Origin of the sequence: Maribrevibacterium harenarium, from assembly GCF_006385675.1 — a bacterium.
Lineage (GTDB): Bacteria > Pseudomonadota > Gammaproteobacteria > Pseudomonadales > Marinomonadaceae > Marinomonas > Marinomonas harenarium.
Genome location: NZ_VFRR01000028.1, coordinates 26,151 through 42,538, shown reverse-complemented (window position 1 = coordinate 42,538; position 16,388 = coordinate 26,151). Strand labels below are relative to the sequence as shown.

General features: G+C 45.9%; 18 protein-coding genes. 11 read left to right on the top strand and 7 right to left on the bottom strand.

Translation table 11 applies throughout. From position 1 onward, the window contains the following. Positions 1–163: 163 nt before the first annotated feature. Both bfr (FJM67_RS12845) and bfr (FJM67_RS12840) read left to right on the top strand, forming a co-directional pair. Positions 164–631, top strand: a complete 468-nt coding sequence (gene bfr / locus FJM67_RS12845; RefSeq protein WP_140589890.1) for a bacterioferritin — start codon at positions 164–166, stop codon at positions 629–631. Positions 632–640: 9 nt separating this feature from the next. Further along, positions 641–1,111 (top strand): bacterioferritin, encoded by a 471-nt coding sequence (bfr, locus tag FJM67_RS12840; protein WP_140589889.1) that lies wholly within the window; start codon positions 641–643, stop codon positions 1,109–1,111. 32 nt (positions 1,112–1,143) lie between these two features. Here bfr (FJM67_RS12840) and FJM67_RS12835 read toward each other — a convergent pair whose 3' ends face one another. Beyond that, positions 1,144–1,338, bottom strand: a complete 195-nt coding sequence (locus FJM67_RS12835; protein WP_140589888.1) for a (2Fe-2S)-binding protein — start codon at positions 1,336–1,338, stop codon at positions 1,144–1,146. A 135-nt stretch (positions 1,339–1,473) separates the two neighbouring features. Next, positions 1,474–2,115 carry a DsbA family oxidoreductase gene (locus FJM67_RS12830; RefSeq protein WP_140589887.1) on the bottom strand — a complete coding sequence of 214 codons (642 nt, stop codon included), beginning with the start codon at positions 2,113–2,115 and terminating at the stop codon, positions 1,474–1,476. Positions 2,116–2,274: 159 nt separating this feature from the next. Here FJM67_RS12830 and FJM67_RS12825 point away from each other — a divergent pair, with 159 nt between their 5' ends. From FJM67_RS12825 to FJM67_RS12810, 4 genes are read left to right on the top strand one after another with little or no spacing between them, the layout of a single operon-like run. Continuing rightward, the gene (locus tag FJM67_RS12825) at positions 2,275–3,000 is read left to right on the top strand and encodes a pyridoxine 5'-phosphate synthase (RefSeq protein ID WP_140589885.1); all 726 of its coding nucleotides are present in this window, start codon (positions 2,275–2,277) and stop codon (positions 2,998–3,000) included. A gap of 7 nt (positions 3,001–3,007) precedes the next feature. Next, positions 3,008–3,592: a tRNA-uridine aminocarboxypropyltransferase gene (locus FJM67_RS12820; protein ID WP_140589883.1), complete on the top strand. Its 585-nt coding sequence runs from the start codon at positions 3,008–3,010 to the stop codon at positions 3,590–3,592. A gap of 14 nt (positions 3,593–3,606) precedes the next feature. After that, the gene (locus FJM67_RS12815) at positions 3,607–4,293 is read left to right on the top strand and encodes a transglutaminase-like cysteine peptidase (RefSeq protein WP_407943624.1); all 687 of its coding nucleotides are present in this window, start codon (positions 3,607–3,609) and stop codon (positions 4,291–4,293) included. A gap of 9 nt (positions 4,294–4,302) precedes the next feature. Next, positions 4,303–6,252, top strand: a complete 1,950-nt coding sequence (locus FJM67_RS12810) for a bifunctional diguanylate cyclase/phosphodiesterase (RefSeq protein WP_140589882.1) — start codon at positions 4,303–4,305, stop codon at positions 6,250–6,252. Positions 6,253–6,295: 43 nt separating this feature from the next. Here FJM67_RS12810 and FJM67_RS12805 read toward each other — a convergent pair whose 3' ends face one another. Further along, a complete protein-coding gene (locus FJM67_RS12805) occupies positions 6,296–6,649 on the bottom strand; it encodes a hypothetical protein (RefSeq protein WP_140589880.1) in 354 nt (117 codons plus the stop codon). 133 nt (positions 6,650–6,782) lie between these two features. On the opposite strand from FJM67_RS12805, the gene FJM67_RS12800 reads away from it, so the two are divergent. The 3 genes from FJM67_RS12800 to FJM67_RS12790 all read left to right on the top strand — a co-directional run bounded on the left by FJM67_RS12800 (position 6,783) and on the right by FJM67_RS12790 (position 11,098). Continuing rightward, positions 6,783–9,011, top strand: a complete 2,229-nt coding sequence (locus tag FJM67_RS12800; RefSeq protein ID WP_140589878.1) for a type I secretion system permease/ATPase — start codon at positions 6,783–6,785, stop codon at positions 9,009–9,011. 1 nt (position 9,012) lies between these two features. Continuing rightward, a complete protein-coding gene (locus FJM67_RS12795) occupies positions 9,013–10,356 on the top strand; it encodes an HlyD family type I secretion periplasmic adaptor subunit (protein ID WP_140589877.1) in 1,344 nt (447 codons plus the stop codon). A 127-nt stretch (positions 10,357–10,483) separates the two neighbouring features. Beyond that, entirely contained in the window at positions 10,484–11,098 is a 615-nt protein-coding gene (locus FJM67_RS12790) for a helix-turn-helix transcriptional regulator (RefSeq protein WP_140589875.1), read from the top strand. A gap of 19 nt (positions 11,099–11,117) precedes the next feature. Here FJM67_RS12790 and FJM67_RS12785 read toward each other — a convergent pair whose 3' ends face one another. Genes FJM67_RS12785 through purM form a run of 3 tightly spaced genes read right to left on the bottom strand, consistent with a single transcriptional unit; the run spans position 11,118 to position 13,572 of the window. Beyond that, the gene (locus FJM67_RS12785; protein WP_140589874.1) at positions 11,118–11,852 is read right to left on the bottom strand and encodes a DUF3108 domain-containing protein; all 735 of its coding nucleotides are present in this window, start codon (positions 11,850–11,852) and stop codon (positions 11,118–11,120) included. 8 nt (positions 11,853–11,860) lie between these two features. Further along, the gene (gene purN / locus FJM67_RS12780) at positions 11,861–12,520 is read right to left on the bottom strand and encodes a phosphoribosylglycinamide formyltransferase (protein ID WP_140589872.1); all 660 of its coding nucleotides are present in this window, start codon (positions 12,518–12,520) and stop codon (positions 11,861–11,863) included. Next, positions 12,517–13,572 (bottom strand): phosphoribosylformylglycinamidine cyclo-ligase, encoded by a 1,056-nt coding sequence (gene purM / locus FJM67_RS12775; protein ID WP_140589870.1) that lies wholly within the window; start codon positions 13,570–13,572, stop codon positions 12,517–12,519. The genes purN and purM overlap by 4 nt, the downstream gene beginning before the upstream one ends. Positions 13,573–13,686: 114 nt before the next feature. Here purM and FJM67_RS12770 point away from each other — a divergent pair, with 114 nt between their 5' ends. Further along, complete coding sequence (locus tag FJM67_RS12770; RefSeq protein WP_140589869.1) at positions 13,687–14,766, top strand: DUF2066 domain-containing protein; 1,080 nt, start codon at positions 13,687–13,689, stop codon at positions 14,764–14,766. After that, entirely contained in the window at positions 14,766–14,987 is a 222-nt protein-coding gene (locus tag FJM67_RS12765) for a hypothetical protein (RefSeq protein WP_140589867.1), read from the top strand. Before FJM67_RS12770 ends, FJM67_RS12765 begins: the two co-directional genes overlap by 1 nt. A 54-nt stretch (positions 14,988–15,041) precedes the next feature. Here FJM67_RS12765 and gltA read toward each other — a convergent pair whose 3' ends face one another. After that, positions 15,042–16,322, bottom strand: a complete 1,281-nt coding sequence (gene gltA, locus FJM67_RS12760) for a citrate synthase (protein ID WP_140589865.1) — start codon at positions 16,320–16,322, stop codon at positions 15,042–15,044. Positions 16,323–16,388: the final 66 nt, after the last annotated feature.

Genomic DNA, 16,388 nt, shown 5'->3' with positions numbered 1-16,388 from the left:
GCCTTACGGCGTATTTATAGCAAGATTTCGGTATTAACTATCGTATAAAAACACGTTGTATTCAATGGGTTGAGAGTTTTTCAGGGGCGACTAAATAAGCATTACGGCCATCATCATCTGAGTTAGACTTTAGCTCGAAGATTAACTGTTACGGGAGAAGTACGTGAAAGGTAGTCAACGCGTCATTGATAGTTTGAACACGTTGTTAGCGAATGAGCTGGCAGCAATCGACCAATATTTTATCCATTCTCGTATGTACGAAGATTGGGGGCTGACAAAATTGTATGAACGCCTTAACCATGAGATGGATGAAGAAAAGGATCATGCAGACTGGCTGATAAAGCGAATTCTGTTTCTCGAAGGTACGCCTTGTATGACCAAACGCCGTGAATTGCTTATCGGTACAGATGTGCGTTCTATGATGCAAAACGATCTCACTCTCGAGCTAGAAGTGGTTGAGTGTGCGCGTGAGGTCATCGCTGTGTGCGAGGCGGAAGGAGATTACCAAACTAGAGAAGTGTTAGAAAAGCTCTTGTTTGATACAGAAGAAGATCATGTCTACTGGTTGGAAAAGCAATTGCGTTTGATCGACATGATTGGTTCTCCTAACTACCATCAGGCGCAAATGTAAGGAGCGATAATGAAAGGTGATAAAAGTGTTATTGCCGCCTTAAATAAGGTGTTAGCCAATGAACTGGTGGGAATCAATCAGTATTTTCTTCATGCCCGTATGTTTAAGGACAAGGGCCTAGATAAGCTGGATAAAGCCGACTACAAGGTCTCGATTCAGAAAATGAAAAATGCTGACCGTCTGATTGAGCGTATTCTGTTTTTAGAAGGGCTACCTAATCTACAAGACCTGGGCCGCTTAAGAATCGGAGAAGATTGCGAAGAAATGATTGCCGCTAATTTGGCCTTTGAAAGTGCTTCGTTGCCAGACTTGCTTAGTGCGGTGAAGGTTTGTGAGCAAGCCAAAGATTTCATTAGTCGTGAGGTGGTAGAGCACATTCAGGAAGAGCAGGAAGAGCAAATTGATTGGCTTGAAACGCAACAAACATTAATCACGAACGTTGGTATTCAGAATTACCTTCAATCTATGATGGCTGAGTAGTATGCCGTCATAATTCCGGGTGGCTTGTGGTTTCAGGCCACCTGGACGGCATCGTAGGCTAACTTGGCTAGCTCTTCGTTAAGTATTTGTTTGGCTGTTTGGCAGCATTTTCCACACTGACGTCCCAGCTCCAGCTCAGTATAGAGGTCTCGCATTGAATGCGCCCCTTGAGCAACAGATTGTTTAATATCTTTCTCTTTCACCGAGTAGCAAATACATACGTACATTAATGAAAATCGCTCTCAATACCTTTTGTATTTGAGATATTAAAGTTTATAAGAACTATTATCAACTGTAATTTTGTCTCATCTATAAAAAAGCCAGCATTGCGCTGGCTTGTTGAGATCGCTAGGAAAGAAAACTTAGTCGCGTCCGTCAATCACTTCTATAATGGCTTGGGCAAACTCTTCTGGGGAGCGCGCTCCTTGCAGTAAAAACTGCTCATTAATAATATAACTCGGTACCGATTGGATATTTAGGCGGCGGATTTTATCGATTTTCTCTTGCACTATTTGGGCGCCGCTACGGGTGAAAGCATCGTTGATGAGCTCGTCTTCAAGCCCAACATTCTTCGCTATTTTGGTAAGTACTGTTTCAAGGCCGATATTTTCGCCCTTGGTAAAGTAAGCGTCGAACAAGGCCAGCATCATGGGAGTTGCTAAGTCTTGTTTGACTGCTTGGAGCATCAGCTGATGCGCTTTCAAGGTGTTCGGCACAACATCTTCGGGAGAAAAATTGAACTCAATTCCTTCAGCTGCGCCAATGGTTTGCAGGGCGTGGCTCACCTCATTGAGCTTCTCTTGGCTACCAAATTTGCGTCCCAAATAGTCATCTCGCAAAACCCCCGTGGCTGGAATATCCGGATGTAGCTCAAATGGTAGCCAATTTAATTTGAAACGATAACTGTCGCCGAGATGCTCAACAGCACCTTGTAAACGTCGGTAGCCAAGGTAGCACCAAGGGCAAACCGGGTCAGCAATGATATCGATGGTTACATCAGCCATAACAATCCTTAAATACGTTTAAAATTGCTGCCATTGTAACACAGGTCGTTCTACCTAAAAGATGAGCGTGTTTATGACAATTTATTTCCCTAATGGCGGTGATGTGGTTGACCAGATTAGCTTATAATCTACTCATAACTTTGGTTTTAGAGTATTTGTATGACGCATTTAAGTGTAAATCTGAATAAAATTGGCCTGCTGCGAAATTCTCGTGGGCGGAATTACCCCAACATGGAGCAGATGGCAAAACGCACTCTAGACTTGGGGGCATTTGGTATCACCATTCACCCGCGTCCAGATCAACGTCATGCAACCTATCAAGATGCCCATGATTTAAAGGCGCTGTTAGCTCAATATCCGGGCAGAGAGCTGAATATCGAAGGCTTTCCCGATAGCAAATTTCTCGACGTGGTTCTGGAAGTTGTGCCTGATCAATGTACGCTGGTGCCAGATGACCCAAACCAGTTGACTTCAGATCACGGTTGGAACCTAGACAGAGACAGTGAAGCCTTGTTGCCGGTAATTGCAAAGTTGCAAGAAAAAGGCATTCGCGTGTCTTTATTTATGGATCCTGTTCCGGAACAAATGGCCCTAGCTAAAGCCACCGGCGCGGAGCGAGTGGAGCTTTATACCGAGGCTTTTGCAGAGGCTTACGGTACGGATCAGCAAGATATCGTCAATGCTCAGTATCAAGCCGCAGCGCAAGCAGCCCTTGATCTAGGTTTGGAGGTCAACGCTGGGCACGACTTAGACTTGCAAAATGTCAGTTTGCTATGTGCGCCTGGGCGTATCATGGAGGTTTCGATAGGGCATGCACTGACTGTCGAAGCGCTTCAATATGGTTGGGATGAAGTCATTAAGCGTTATTTAGCCGAGTTAAGTTAGGTGCTATATGTCTCGACCAAGGTGTAGCCAGTGTCAATATGTGCATGAGCAGTGCGTGTGCGACTTGCGACCATCCTTAGTCTCAGACATACATCTTGTGATAGTGCAGGATAAGCGCGAGGCGCACCATGCCAAAAATACAGTGCGTCTGTTGTCTCTGGCGTATTCGCCGGTGTCCATTATTCAAATTGCTGAGCCTTTTGTTGCCCTAGACCTCCCCGATGATATGAGCGTCGAGAACACACTACTGCTGTATCCCGGAGAGGATGCTTTTCCTCTTGTCCGAGAAAATAGCGAGCAGTTTGCGTCAACCAAGTATCTGTTATTGTTGGATGCAACTTGGCGCAAAGCTAAAAAAATGATGTATAGCTTGGATCATCTGCGTTGTTTTCCAAAAGTGGCTTTAACAGATTTAGAAGAGTCCAACTACAACATTAGAAAAACGTCGGTAAGTCATGGTCTGTCTACCTTAGAAGCTAGTGCACGTGCTCTGGAAGTGATAACCGAAACCGATATGACACCACTGGTAAACTTTATGATTCAGAGCCATAAACGCCAGTGGCGTTTACATCCCAATATTGTCTCTGTTTAGCTGAGATCAAGTGAATGTCGCTATTGTTCCTATCCAAGCAACTCTTGATCACCCGTCTTAGCCGATGGTGGTGCTACGGACTAGTGCTAATGGCGTTGGTTGGGGTAACGCAGGCCGAGATTTCCCAACAATACCTACGTTTGGCACAGCAGATAGGCAGTCAGTATGGCGAGTTTGCCCAGCGCCGTATCATTGCTTGGCGCGAAACAATTGATAATAACCGCTCTAAAAATATTCAGACTCAGCTAACAGCGGTCAATGATTTTTTTAACCAAATGGACTTTGTTAATGATATTGACCATTGGGGGAAAGAGGACTATTGGGCCACACCAATAGAATTCCTCTCTACTCGGGGGGGAGATTGCGAGGATTTTACCATTGCCAAATACTTCGCCTTACGGGAGCTCGGTGTGCCGGATGAAAAATTACGCTTAGTCTATGTTAAGGCGTTAACCTTAAACCAGCATCATATGGTGCTAGCTTACTACCATACACCAACCGCGGTACCAGTGATTTTGGATAACTTGGATAAAACGATTAAGCCTGCTATACACCGAAAAGATTTGTTGCCTATTTATTCATTTAACGCTGAGAATCTTTGGTTATCCAAAGAGAAAGGCCGCGGTGAATTGGTAGGTGGTTCTTCCCGTCTGAGCCTATGGACGGATCTCAACAATCGACTCTCAGAATTCGAGAATTAGGGGAATATAATGACCTTATTTCGTCAGTTGCTATTGACCATTGTGGCGCTGCTGTCACTGATGTTGTTGGTGGTGATGGGAATAAACTTCCAAACCACAAAAGATTATCTGGTTAATCAATTGCAGAATACGACACAGGACTCAGCCACGTCGTTAAGTATGCAAGTCTCGGATTTCATGGCCTATGAAGACTATGCTGCGGTAGAAAGCAGCGTCAATGCTGTCTTCGATAGTGGCTACTTCTCGGAAGTTCGAATTCACGTCTACGCCACCGACAAAGATATTCGCCGTACCAATGATACGCAGGTGAAAGGCGTCCCCGGCTGGTTTATAAGCGCAATTGATTTTCGTGTGCCCACTGCGAAAGCGGTCATTTCTAATGGTTGGAGCGAACTAGGACAAGTTTACGTCACTGGTAGCGCCGGATATGGTTACTATCAGCTCTGGTTAGCAACGCGAGATCTATTGATCTCTTTTGTCATTATTGGTGGTATTTGGGTGGCTCTGGGAGGCTTAGCGTTGCGCTGGTTATTCCGGCCTCTAGTGGAGGTGGAGCGTCAGGCGGAAGCAATTCAACAGCGTCGTTTTGTTAAAATGACCAAATTGCCAAAAACCCGCGAATTAAAGTCTGTGGTTGAGTCGATGAATCGCATGGCTGAGAAATTGGAAAAGGAATTTGCGGCAGAAGCTGAAACCGCCCAGTGGTTGCAAGCGAAGGCTTTTAAAGATCCAGTTAGTAACTTAGGTAACCGTAATTTCTTTGAAAGTCAGGCTCAAGCCCATTTCTCTGCAGCAGATCGAGCCACAGATGGCCTTATGTTGATCAGTTTGGCAGATTTGGCAAAGCTGAATAATGAAAGGGGTTATGAGGCCGCAGACACCTTAATTCGCTCAGCAGCTCAAGTGCTGTCGGAACAAATTAGTCAAACCGGTACAAGTGCGACTCTGGCACGTTTGAGTGGTGCTGATTTTATCGTCTTAATTACCAATATCGACTATGAGGGGCTTACTCAGCTTGCCGAAGCAATCATGCTGGGCCTGAAAGAGTTGGTTCCGGCGCGTATCAGCTATAGCGAATCCGTGGCGAACATCGGTGCTGTGCTAATCGACGAGAATGTCGATCGCTCGAATGCAATGGCTCAAGCAGATGCGGCTCTGCGTGCAGCCAAAACCGCTGGTATAAACGCCACTCGAGTGTTTGATTTAGAAACTGGGCAAGAGATGGCAATTGGTCGCATGGCATGGAAGGATATGCTCGAAAGTGCCATTGAAAAGCGTGCATTTAGCCTCAGAAAGCAGCCTGTTATGGCCACTGATGAAAATGGAAAGGTGCTGCAGCAAGAAGTATTTGCGAGCCTAGAATACGGCGGAAAGCAGTATCATGCTGGGTACTTCATCGGCTTGGCGGAGCAATTTGATCTCGGCGATGAAATTGATAAAGTTGTGATTGATTTAGTGATCGAACGTTTGCCATCTTTGCCAAAAGATCAACAGCTAACGATAAACCTAGCCGCTTCAGCCTATGCTAAGACCACGTTCTTGGGCTGGTTAGACCGGCGCCTAGGTGCCTTGGACTTGAAAACCCGACAGCAATTAGCCTTCGAAATTTCTGAGCAGAGTGTATTGGCAACTGAAGATCATGCTTTTCTGTTGGCGCAAACACTGAAGCGCCATCAGGTGGCATTTGGCATAGACAATGTGGGCAAGCAGTTTTCTGCCTTTCAGTATTTGCAGACGCTAATGCCGGATTATGTGAAAGTCGATCCTTCCTATACCAAATTAGCGGTTGGGAAGGATTCCGAGTCTTTCTTTATGCACACCCTGTGCAAGATGTTTAACAGTCTTAATATAAAAGTGTTTGCGACTGGTGTCGAAACTGCGCAACAGGCACAAACCTTAGCCCGCTTCGATATCGCGGGGGTACAGGGATTCGGAGTAGGTAGGGCGGAGAGCTTTTAAACTCAGAACTCAGTGGTTGTGGGTCACTGATTTGAACAGGTATTCAGATCAGTGCATCATCATCTAAGTTGTGTTCTTGGATCAAGGCTTCCTCGTGATTAGCATGGCGGCCCCGAACCCATTTTCTGCTCAGTAATTTCTTCTGTGCCGCGAGCGGTAACTCGGTAAATTGGATCAAGCGTTTGCTGGTTAACAAATCAATCAGGTCTTCAAGTACCCGCATCATATCTTGGTCTGAGGCTTCTAGTAACTCTTGCGTGTCACTTTCAGTAAGCTTAGCTTCCAAGATTCTCGCGACCACAGGGTCATCAGGCGCGACAAGTTTGCGGTAATCATCTGATTGACGCGTTGCCACGTCGACGATCTCGCCATTTGCATTTAACTTGGCATAGAGCATAAGTTCCCCTTATTAATCCGTTAATCGCGTATGTAAAGGTCTGTTAATAGCAGCCGATAAAGCATATTCTAGACTAATAGTTTATTGATTCATAAGTAATTAATCTCGATTACGCTAAGGTTAGGGCGAAAGTATGTCTGGGACTGATCAGAACGACAACACAGATACCCCCAAAGAGTCGGCAACGGTGCCTGAACAGGATCAGAAAAAGCCTCAGTGGCAAGTGGACTCTACGTCGATTGAGTATCCCAATCCACTACTGGATTGCTTGGTGCTGCTTACTCGCTATTTTAATAACCCCTACACCGCCGACGCCTTGGCTGCAGGTTTGCCAATAACGAATAGTGAGATGCCTCCGGAGCTATTCCAACGGGCGGCGCAACGTGCAGGAATCAGTAGTCGCTTAGTGAAAAGGGATTTGGCGACTATTCCATCCATGCTACTGCCCACCGTGTTGTTATTAAAAGATAAGCAGGCTTGTATTCTGCTAGAGGTCGATCACGAACAAAATGTCGCTAAGGTATTGCGCCCCGAATCTGGGGAGGGAGAGATCTACCTGTCGTTGGATCAAGTTCAGAAGCTCTACACAGGCTACTGTTTCTTTGTCCGTCCGCTATACCGATTCGATAAACGCTCTGAGCATCAATACGAAGAAAAGCAAAAACGCGGCCATTGGTTTTGGCAAACCGTCACATCATCCTGGCGCATTTATCGGGATGTATTGATTGCGTCTTTGTTGATTAACCTATTTGCCGTCGCGAGTCCCTTGTTCGTTATGAACGTGTATGACCGTGTAGTTCCCAACAATGCCTTTGAGACCCTCTGGGTTCTGGCAATTGGAGCGACCGTTGTTTACCTGTTCGATTTCTTACTAAGAATGCTGCGGGGATATTTTATCGATGTGGCAGGCAAAAAATCCGACATACTAATCTCGGCAAAAATATTTTCCAAAGTGAACAATATGCGCATGGCCGTGCGTCCTAAGTCGGTGGGTGCGTTCGCGAAGAATTTGCAAGAATTTGAGAGCATTCGGGATTTTATAACTTCAGCTACTATCACTACATTAGTCGATCTACCCTTTATGTTTATCATTCTTGGGGTGATCTGGATGATTGGTGGCCCCGTGGCTTATGTTCCCCTCGTCACCATACTATTGGTAATCTGTTACAGCGCTATCATTCAGATCCCCCTGAGAAAATCCATCGAAGAAGGGCAAAAAACTGCATCGCAAAAAAATGCGGTATTGATTGAAAGTTTGTCGAATGCGGAAAGTGTCAAGCTCAACAACGCCCAAGGCGTCTTGCAGCAGCACTGGGAAAGTGCCGTGGGCAATATTGCAGACTGGGGAATCAAGACACGGCAGTTAGCCCAATCAAGCTCAGCGTTTGCGTCAGTGGCGCAACAGCTAACCACTGTGGTGATGGTCATTATCGGTGTTTATCAGATATCCGAGCGCAATATGAGTATGGGTGCTCTGATTGCTGCGGTGATGCTTACTGGAAGAGCTCTAGGGCCCATGGCGCAAGTGGCGAGCTTGGCAACCCGTTACAATCAGGCCAAATCGGCCTTCAACTCTCTCAACGAAATTATGGCTTCTCCAGTTGAGAACCCTGATGACGTCAAGTTTGTTCACCGCCCTAAATTTGAGGGGGCTTTTGAATTTGATAAGGTTTCCTTTGCTTATCCTGAGCAGGAACAAGCAGCAGTTTCCGATATTTCCTTCAGTATTAAGGCCGGTGAAAAAGTCGCTATTATTGGGCGTATCGGATCTGGGAAATCAACCCTTGGCAAGATTATGACGGGCCTATATCAGCCTAGTGATGGCGCCATACGTATCGACGGGGTGGATTTGCGGCAGATCAACCCAACTGACTTGCGCCGCAATGTTGGGGCGGTGTCGCAAGATGTTACCCTATTCTACGGCTCTATTCGTGACAATATTACCCTTGGTGTTCCTTACATTGAGGATGGTGCAATTATCCGTGCGGCAGAGCTCTCCGGCGTGGCGGAATTTGCTAACCGAAGACCATCTGGGCTAGATGCGGTGGTAGGGGAGCGTGGCGTGCTATTGTCCGGCGGTCAACGACAAAGCGTTGCCATTGCTCGGGCATTACTGTTCGATCCTAATATTCTCATTTTAGATGAGCCAACCGCTTCCATGGACAATACAACCGAAGCGCGTATGAAGCGGCGACTAGGGGAAATTATTCATAATAAAACCCTGATATTAATTACGCACAAGTCGTCAATGTTGGATTTAGTGGATCGAATTATCGTCATGGATAATGGTCGTATGGTGGCTGATGGGCCAAAAGAGCAAGTATTTGAAGCGCTCCGTCAGGGTCGGTTAAAGGTAAGTTAGCATGTGGAAGCGAGAGAAGAGTGAAGATCAGGTTGCACAGCAGGACCTTGATTTTTTGAGTGATAGAAATGCGGCTTTGATGCTTAAAACACCTCGTGGGGGCCGTATTATCCTATGGGCGATTACCGCTTTTGTTTTTATTGCGCTCATATGGGCAAATTTCACAAACTTGGATGAAGTCACCGTAGGAGATGGCAAAGTCATACCATCCAGCCAAGTGCAAATAGTACAAAACCTTGAAGGTGGTATTTTAAAAGAAATTAATACCGCGATTGGTCAGACAGTGGAAAGGAATCAGTTGCTGATGACAATCGAAAATACGGAAGCGCTATCCTCCTTACGAGAGCAGCAAATTGAGGAGATGAACCTAAGAGTCCGCGCGGCAAGACTGACAGCGGAAGCCAATGGTGAACAACCTGATTTTGATAATCCAATGTTTAGCGATTATGGACAGATTGTGGCGCGGGAAAAGGATTTGTATCGCAATCGCCTCACTTCCCTAGTTGCTAACCAATCGATTTTTGAACAGCAAGTCGAGCAAAAGCGTCAAGAAATCGTTGAGCAAGAGGCCAAGTTACGCAACCTTATGGACAGTCTTGAATTGGCTCAAGAGGAATTGAAGTTAACGCAGCCTGCGTTCGAGCAAGGTGCGGTTTCTCGGGTAGAGCTATTACAAATCGAGCGCGAAGTGAATCAAATGCAAGGGGATATGGAAGCGACCAAACTGGCGTTGCCACGGGCGAGATCATCCTTGAGGGAAGCACAAACTAAGCTCGAAGAAAGTACGGCTAAATTTCGTGCCGACGCCCAGGAAGAGCTGACTAAAGTCAAAGCAGAGCTGGATAAAATTCGAGAGTCTAGTGTCTCACTGGAAGATAAAGTGCAGCGGACACAAGTGCGTTCACCTGTGAAAGGGATTGTGAAGCAAATCCAAATAAATACTGTGGGCGGTGTCATTAAGCCTGGTATGAATTTGATAGAAATTGTGCCACTAGAAGACTCGTTGTTAATAGAAGCCAAAGTGCGCCCCGAAGATATAGGCTTCATCAAACCTGGTCTAACCGCAATGGTAAAATTGACGGCTTACGATTTTGCAATTTTCGGTGGTTTGCCGGCGAAAGTGGAGAACATTTCTGCCGATACCATCTTAGATGAAGAGGGTAATAGCTTTTATCTAGTGCGGGTTCGTACTGATAAGAGTTATCTAGGAACGGAAGAAGCGCCGTTGCCTATCATACCTGGGATGCAGGCTAGTGTAGATGTCATTACGGGTAAGAAAACGCTATTGGATTACCTGTTAAAACCAATATTGAAGGCGCAGCAAAATGCACTTCGTGAACGCTAGTAACAATTCTGTTTTGAGATAAGGTAAAATTTTTACAAAAAGTTACATTTGGTCTTGGTGGGCTAGATAAAATGATTTCTCTAAACGGAAAGTAGGCTTTAGACATGAGAGCAGGATTGAGGTCGCTTTGAAGATAATTTGTTGGAATACAAACGATGCAGTATGGCGCCATTGGCAGCAAGTCTCGCCGTCAGTGTATGAGTTGCATAGGGCGGTAACATTTGATGAATGTCGCGATTTTCTAGATCAGGAAAATGACGTATCTTTTTGTTTTGTTTATCTAGGGCCTGAGTCTTTTACCGCTCAAGTGGAACAATTGGTGACACTTAAAGCAACATTTCCAAATACTCTGATGATTGCGTTTCCTAATCAACGGAGCCAGTCAGCTGCAATGCGCCTATTGTCTAACGGAGTAGAAGGTAACTGTGCGCCTTTCATCGGTGCTCGTCAGCTTGGTTTAGCGTTAACTGTCATTGAGTCAGGGGAGATCTGGGGTGGAAAAGACTTCATTCAAGGGTTGATTAACCTGAACCCGGTGGAGCAAGACGCACAGAAGCAGGCTGCAATTGGTCTATCCGAGCGTGAATTTGAAGTAGCGATACTGGTATCTAAAGGGCTGTCCAACAAACAAATTGCAGATCAGTTGAGCGTCACTGAGCGTACTGTAAAAGCCCACTTGACTTCGAGTTTTAAGAAGCTTCAGGTCAAAGATCGTCTTGGCTTGGCGTTGGCGCTACGCTGAACGGTTGTGCGACATATTTCTATTGGCGAATCTTTTCTAGTTCCAGTTTGTAAGATTCGCCATCTTCCTTATGCACCATTTTCACCAGCAGGTAATCGTATTTAGGTGCAAACCAAAACGTCGATAAGCGTTCTTCAGATTGGTTGTCTGTGCGTATTACCTTAATTGCATCAAGCTTACCTAGTTTTGTCTGGATACGATCACTACCTTGACGCTTAAACTGCCAGTGTTTTACTTTCCCGCCATCAGCCACATCATAAGACAATTCTTCTTTTCCAAGTTGCAGATCCCTGCGTAATTGCAGTTGCAAGCCCAGCCGGTCCAGTGTCCCGTTCTCCACTTCCATATACCAAGGAGTATCATCGACATCGTTGAGTACGCGCATGTTATCCCAGTCGAATGTGATTATTGCTTCACGCTTTCGCCCCAGAACACTGCTTTTGTAGGCGTAACGCAAAGGTTTTATTGGGGAGTCTAAAGCATCGGGTAGGGTGAATGTGACATCTTCTTTGAGGCTTGCGATTAAGGCGCTGGCTTTAAATTCAAAATGCCACGTATTGGGCGCTTGTTTGGTAAGAGTTTGCTTGCCTTCTACTCTTAAGCTAATTCCCTTGTGCCATGTGGTGCTGTAGGTGGCACTAAAGGGTGCAAGATTGGATTCGGCTTCAGCGCTACTAAAAAAAAGGGTGCCGGCAGCTAATAGAATGGCTATGAGAGTTGGTCTGTATGTCTTTCCTTGATTAATCGCTCTCATAGCTGGTCCTATTTCATTAGCAAGTTAGGCTCAAAATTAATGCCTGATTCACCGAGAATATGATCATCCAAGATAGCGTGAGTGCCATCAAACCGAAGACGCCCTTCGCTGAACCATTTAACTGCTAGAGGATAAATAAGGTGCTCTTGTTGGTGCACTTTTGCTGCGAGAGTATCAGCATTATCTTCTGGGCTAATGGGTACACTTGCCTGAATAATCACTGCTCCGGCATCAAGCTCTGCGGAGACGAAATGAACAGAAACACCATGCTCACATTCCCCAGCATCGATGGCTCGTTGATGTGTATTAAGACCCTTATACTTTGGCAGAAGAGATGGATGGATATTAACTAATCGACCTTGGTAATGATGAGTAAATTCTGGGGTTAGAATCCGCATAAATCCGGCTAATATCACGAGGTCCGGCTGATACTGGTCGATGGTGGACATCATTTCTGTATCGAATGCTTCGCGGCTGTCATAATCTTTATGACTTAGTGCGTGGGTTGGAATGAGAGCGCGACGGGCGCGCTCTAAACCAAATGCTTCCGCCTTATTGCTGATCACGGCTTTAATATCGATATCGAGCTTTCCGGCTTGATGTTGATCGATAAAAGCTTGCAGATTGCTGCCGCTACCTGAGATCAGTATAACAACGGATAGACTCATTGATTTTCCTCAAGATCAGAAATCACAACTTCCTTATCTTGCAGTGAACGAATTTCACCGATCACCCAAGCTTGTTCGCCCGCTTCGGTAAGCAGGGCTCGGGCTTGCTCAGCATGCTCTGGAGCTACGCTGATAACCATGCCAACGCCACAGTTTAGTACGCGATACATCTCTTCTTGCTCAACGTTACCTTGCTGTTGGAGCCAATCGAACACGGCAGGGCGCTGCCATGAGGATGCATCAATATAAGCTGCTGTGCCTTCAGGCAATACGCGAGGGATATTCTCTAGCAAACCACCGCCGGTAATGTGGGCCAAGGCATGAACCTGGATTTGCTCCATAAGCTTTAGGATAGATTTTACATAAATCTTAGTTGGCGCCATTAGGGCATTTTTAAGTGCTATGCCGCCAATATCAGTATTTAGGTCAGCTTTGCTTACTTCCAAGATTTTACGAATAAGTGAGTAGCCGTTGGAATGAGGGCCAGAGGAGCCAAGGGCAATTAGGGTGTCTCCAACAGCCACCTTGCTACCGTCAATGATCTGGTCTTCTTCTACAACTCCAACGCAGAAGCCAGCAAGATCATAATCCCCGCCATGGTACATGCCAGGCATTTCTGCGGTTTCGCCGCCCACTAGCGCGCAACCGGCTTGTAAGCAGCCTTCACCGATCCCGGTCACAACGTCCGCTGCAACATCAACGTTTAGCTTGCCCGTGGCGTAGTAATCTAGAAATAGTAAGGGTTCTGCGCCGGCCACTACTAAATCGTTTACACACATGGCAACTAAATCGATACCGATGGTGCTGTGTTGTTCTAGATCCATCGCAAGGCGTAGTTTGGTGCCGACGCCATCAGTACCAGATACCAAAACAGGTTTTTTGTATTTTTCTGGCAAACGAGTTAATGCACCAAAACCACCTAAGCCGCCAAGGACTTCAGGGCGTTTGGTTTTTTTGCTAACGCCTTTGATGCGTTCAACAAGTTCATTGCCTGCATTAATATCAACACCTGCGTCTTTATAACTAATCGAGGTCTTGTTCGATTCGGTCATTACCTAAGCCTTACGTTAATGGGGGAAAAAAGCTATTTTAGCACAGTCGTTGTATAGGGCTATGGTTCTTTGAGGGAATGTCGTTAGAATAGTGCGACAAATTAAGGAAGGGTTATGATTTATCGTATCGTTAGTCTTTTGTGCCTTTGTATTCCTTTACTGGCGAAGGCCGTACCTGTGAGCAATCTCTATAGCGCTCAGGTTCTTATGGGCGCTAATCAAGGGGAAGCAGATTTATTGCAGAATGCTTTTACCAAGGCAGCGACACAAGTATTGGCCCGTGTATCGGGAAAAGAGGTTGAAATCAAAGGAGAATTGGCTCCTAGAATTGCTCAGCAAGCCTCTAAGTGGGTAGCGGAACATGCCGTACAAGCATTGCCAGGTCTATACGACATCGATGGTGTGAGCCAGCCAGCTAAGCAGGTAAAGGTTGATTTCTATCCTCAGTTGGTTAATCAGTTCTTATATGCTCAGGGGTTGCCCGTATGGGGGGGGAATCGTCCCTCGATATTGGTTTGGGTGATTTCCGAACAAAATGGCGTTCGAGCGGTTGCTAGTGCCAATCAATCCACATCGGCGCTGAATGCATTAGCTTCCCACGCGCAAATGATGGGGCTCCCTATTTATGCACCTTTATACGATGATACTGATCAACGTAATCTGTCTGGCTCTGAACTATGGGGAATGTTTGAAGACTCGATTGCCTTAGCCAGTAAAAGATATCAGACCGATATGGTGTTAGCGGTAAAAGTCGATCAGTTAACACAAGATGTATCTGCAAATGCAGAATTATTTATTCCGGATATGGAACCTGTTGTTTGGCAGTTGACAGCAGAGAACGAAGCCGCAGTGTTAGAAAGTTTGATTGGTGCGGTTGCTGCAGAATTATCTGAGCGCTATGCCTCAACTCGTTCCGATATTACCGGTGATGTTGTGATGCGTGTAACAAATATCAATGATGCATCCGCTTTGCGACTAGTGAGTTCCTATCTGTCTTCCATCGATGTTGTCCGTAAAGTGCGTCTAGCTACGTTAGATGGGCAAACAGTCGAGTGGGTTTTGACGCTTGATGGTGACCAGCAAAAACTACTTAACAGTATTCGCTTGCGCTCTATTTTGGTAGCGCAAACTGTCAGTGCGCTTGATCCTGATGCCAATCGGGTGCTTGCTTATAAATACAACAGAGGTAATTAATGGATCAGAATGAAGTGTTAGAATTGAATTTCTATGACCGTCCTGAAGATGAGCAGCAAGATTTCTTGGCTCAAACATGGTGCAATCAATGTCTTGAGGTTGATCTAGGTATGGTTAATCCTCGGGAGTATCGTAGTGAGGATCGCCATTGGATCGTGGGAGATTGTGCGCGTTGTGGTAATGAAGTGATTACCGAAATTGTCTACGAAGATGATGAATAAAAAAATGCCGCGGTTTGAACGCGGCATTTTGTTTTACGAATTAATAATCGTATCTTACTTTTTCGGATAACTGCGCTCAGTATGACCAACGTAAAGCTGGCGCGGGCGTCCAATTTTGTAAGGCCCACTGATCATTTCATTCCAATGTGAAATCCAGCCAATGGTTCGAGCCATAGCAAAAATTACAGTGAACATAGAAGTTGGAATGCCAATCGCCTTCATGATGATGCCTGAGTAGAAGTCCACATTCGGGTAGAGTTTGCGCTCTACAAAGTAAGGGTCTTCTAGGGCAATCTGCTCTAATCGCTTAGCGATCTTCAGCATTGGGTCGTCTGATTTGCCTAACTCTGCAAGCACCTGATCACAGGTCTCACGCATTACTTTCGCGCGAGGATCGAAGTTCTTGTATACCCGATGGCCAAAACCCATTAGTCGGAATGGATCGTTCTTGTCTTTTGCCTTAGCGATAAACTCATCAATGCGGGACTCATCACCAATTTCTTCAAGCATTGTTAATACTGCCTCATTGGCACCGCCATGAGCAGGCCCCCATAGGGTCGCGATACCGGCAGCGATACAGGCAAATGGGTTGGCGCCAGATGAGCCAGCCAAACGTACAGTAGAAGTGGAGGCGTTTTGCTCATGATCGGCATGAAGAATGAAGATTCGATCCATTGCCTTAGCAAACACAGGGTTCACTTTATATTCCTCACATGGAGTAGAGAACATCATGTGAAGGAAGTTTTCAGCGTAACTGAGGTCGTTACGAGGGTAAGTTACGGGTTGTCCCTTGGAGTACTTGTAACACATTGCTGCAATCGTTGGCATCTTAGAAATGAGACGGAACGCCGCGATTTCTCGATGTTTAGGATCATTTATATCCATATGATCTTGATAGAATGCCGATAATGCGCCTACCAATCCAACCATTACGGCCATTGGGTGTGCATCGTTGCGGAATCCTTCTAGGAATTTTTGCATCGACTGTTGCACCATAGTGTGGTTTTTAACAGTCTTAACGAACTCTGCCTTCTCGGCCTCGTTTGGTAGCTCTCCATATAAAAGTAGGTAGCAAGTTTCGAGGTAGTCAGAGTGTTGTGCTAATTCGGCGATAGGGTAGCCGCGGTGTAGTAATACACCCGCGTCACCATCTATGTAGGTAATTGCAGACTCGCATGAGCCAGTAGACATAAAACCAGGGTCGTATGTAAACACCCCGTGGGAACCGAGTCCACGAACATCAATTACGTCTGTGCCTAATGTACCTGACAGGACGGGTAGTTCGATTGGTTGATCGATACCGTCCACCGTTAGTCGTGCTTTCTTATCAGCCATTTATGGTCTCCTTCGTATCTGGTCCGGGGCAAAGAGCCGTGAGTTGACTCTCCAGGCCCAGAAGGT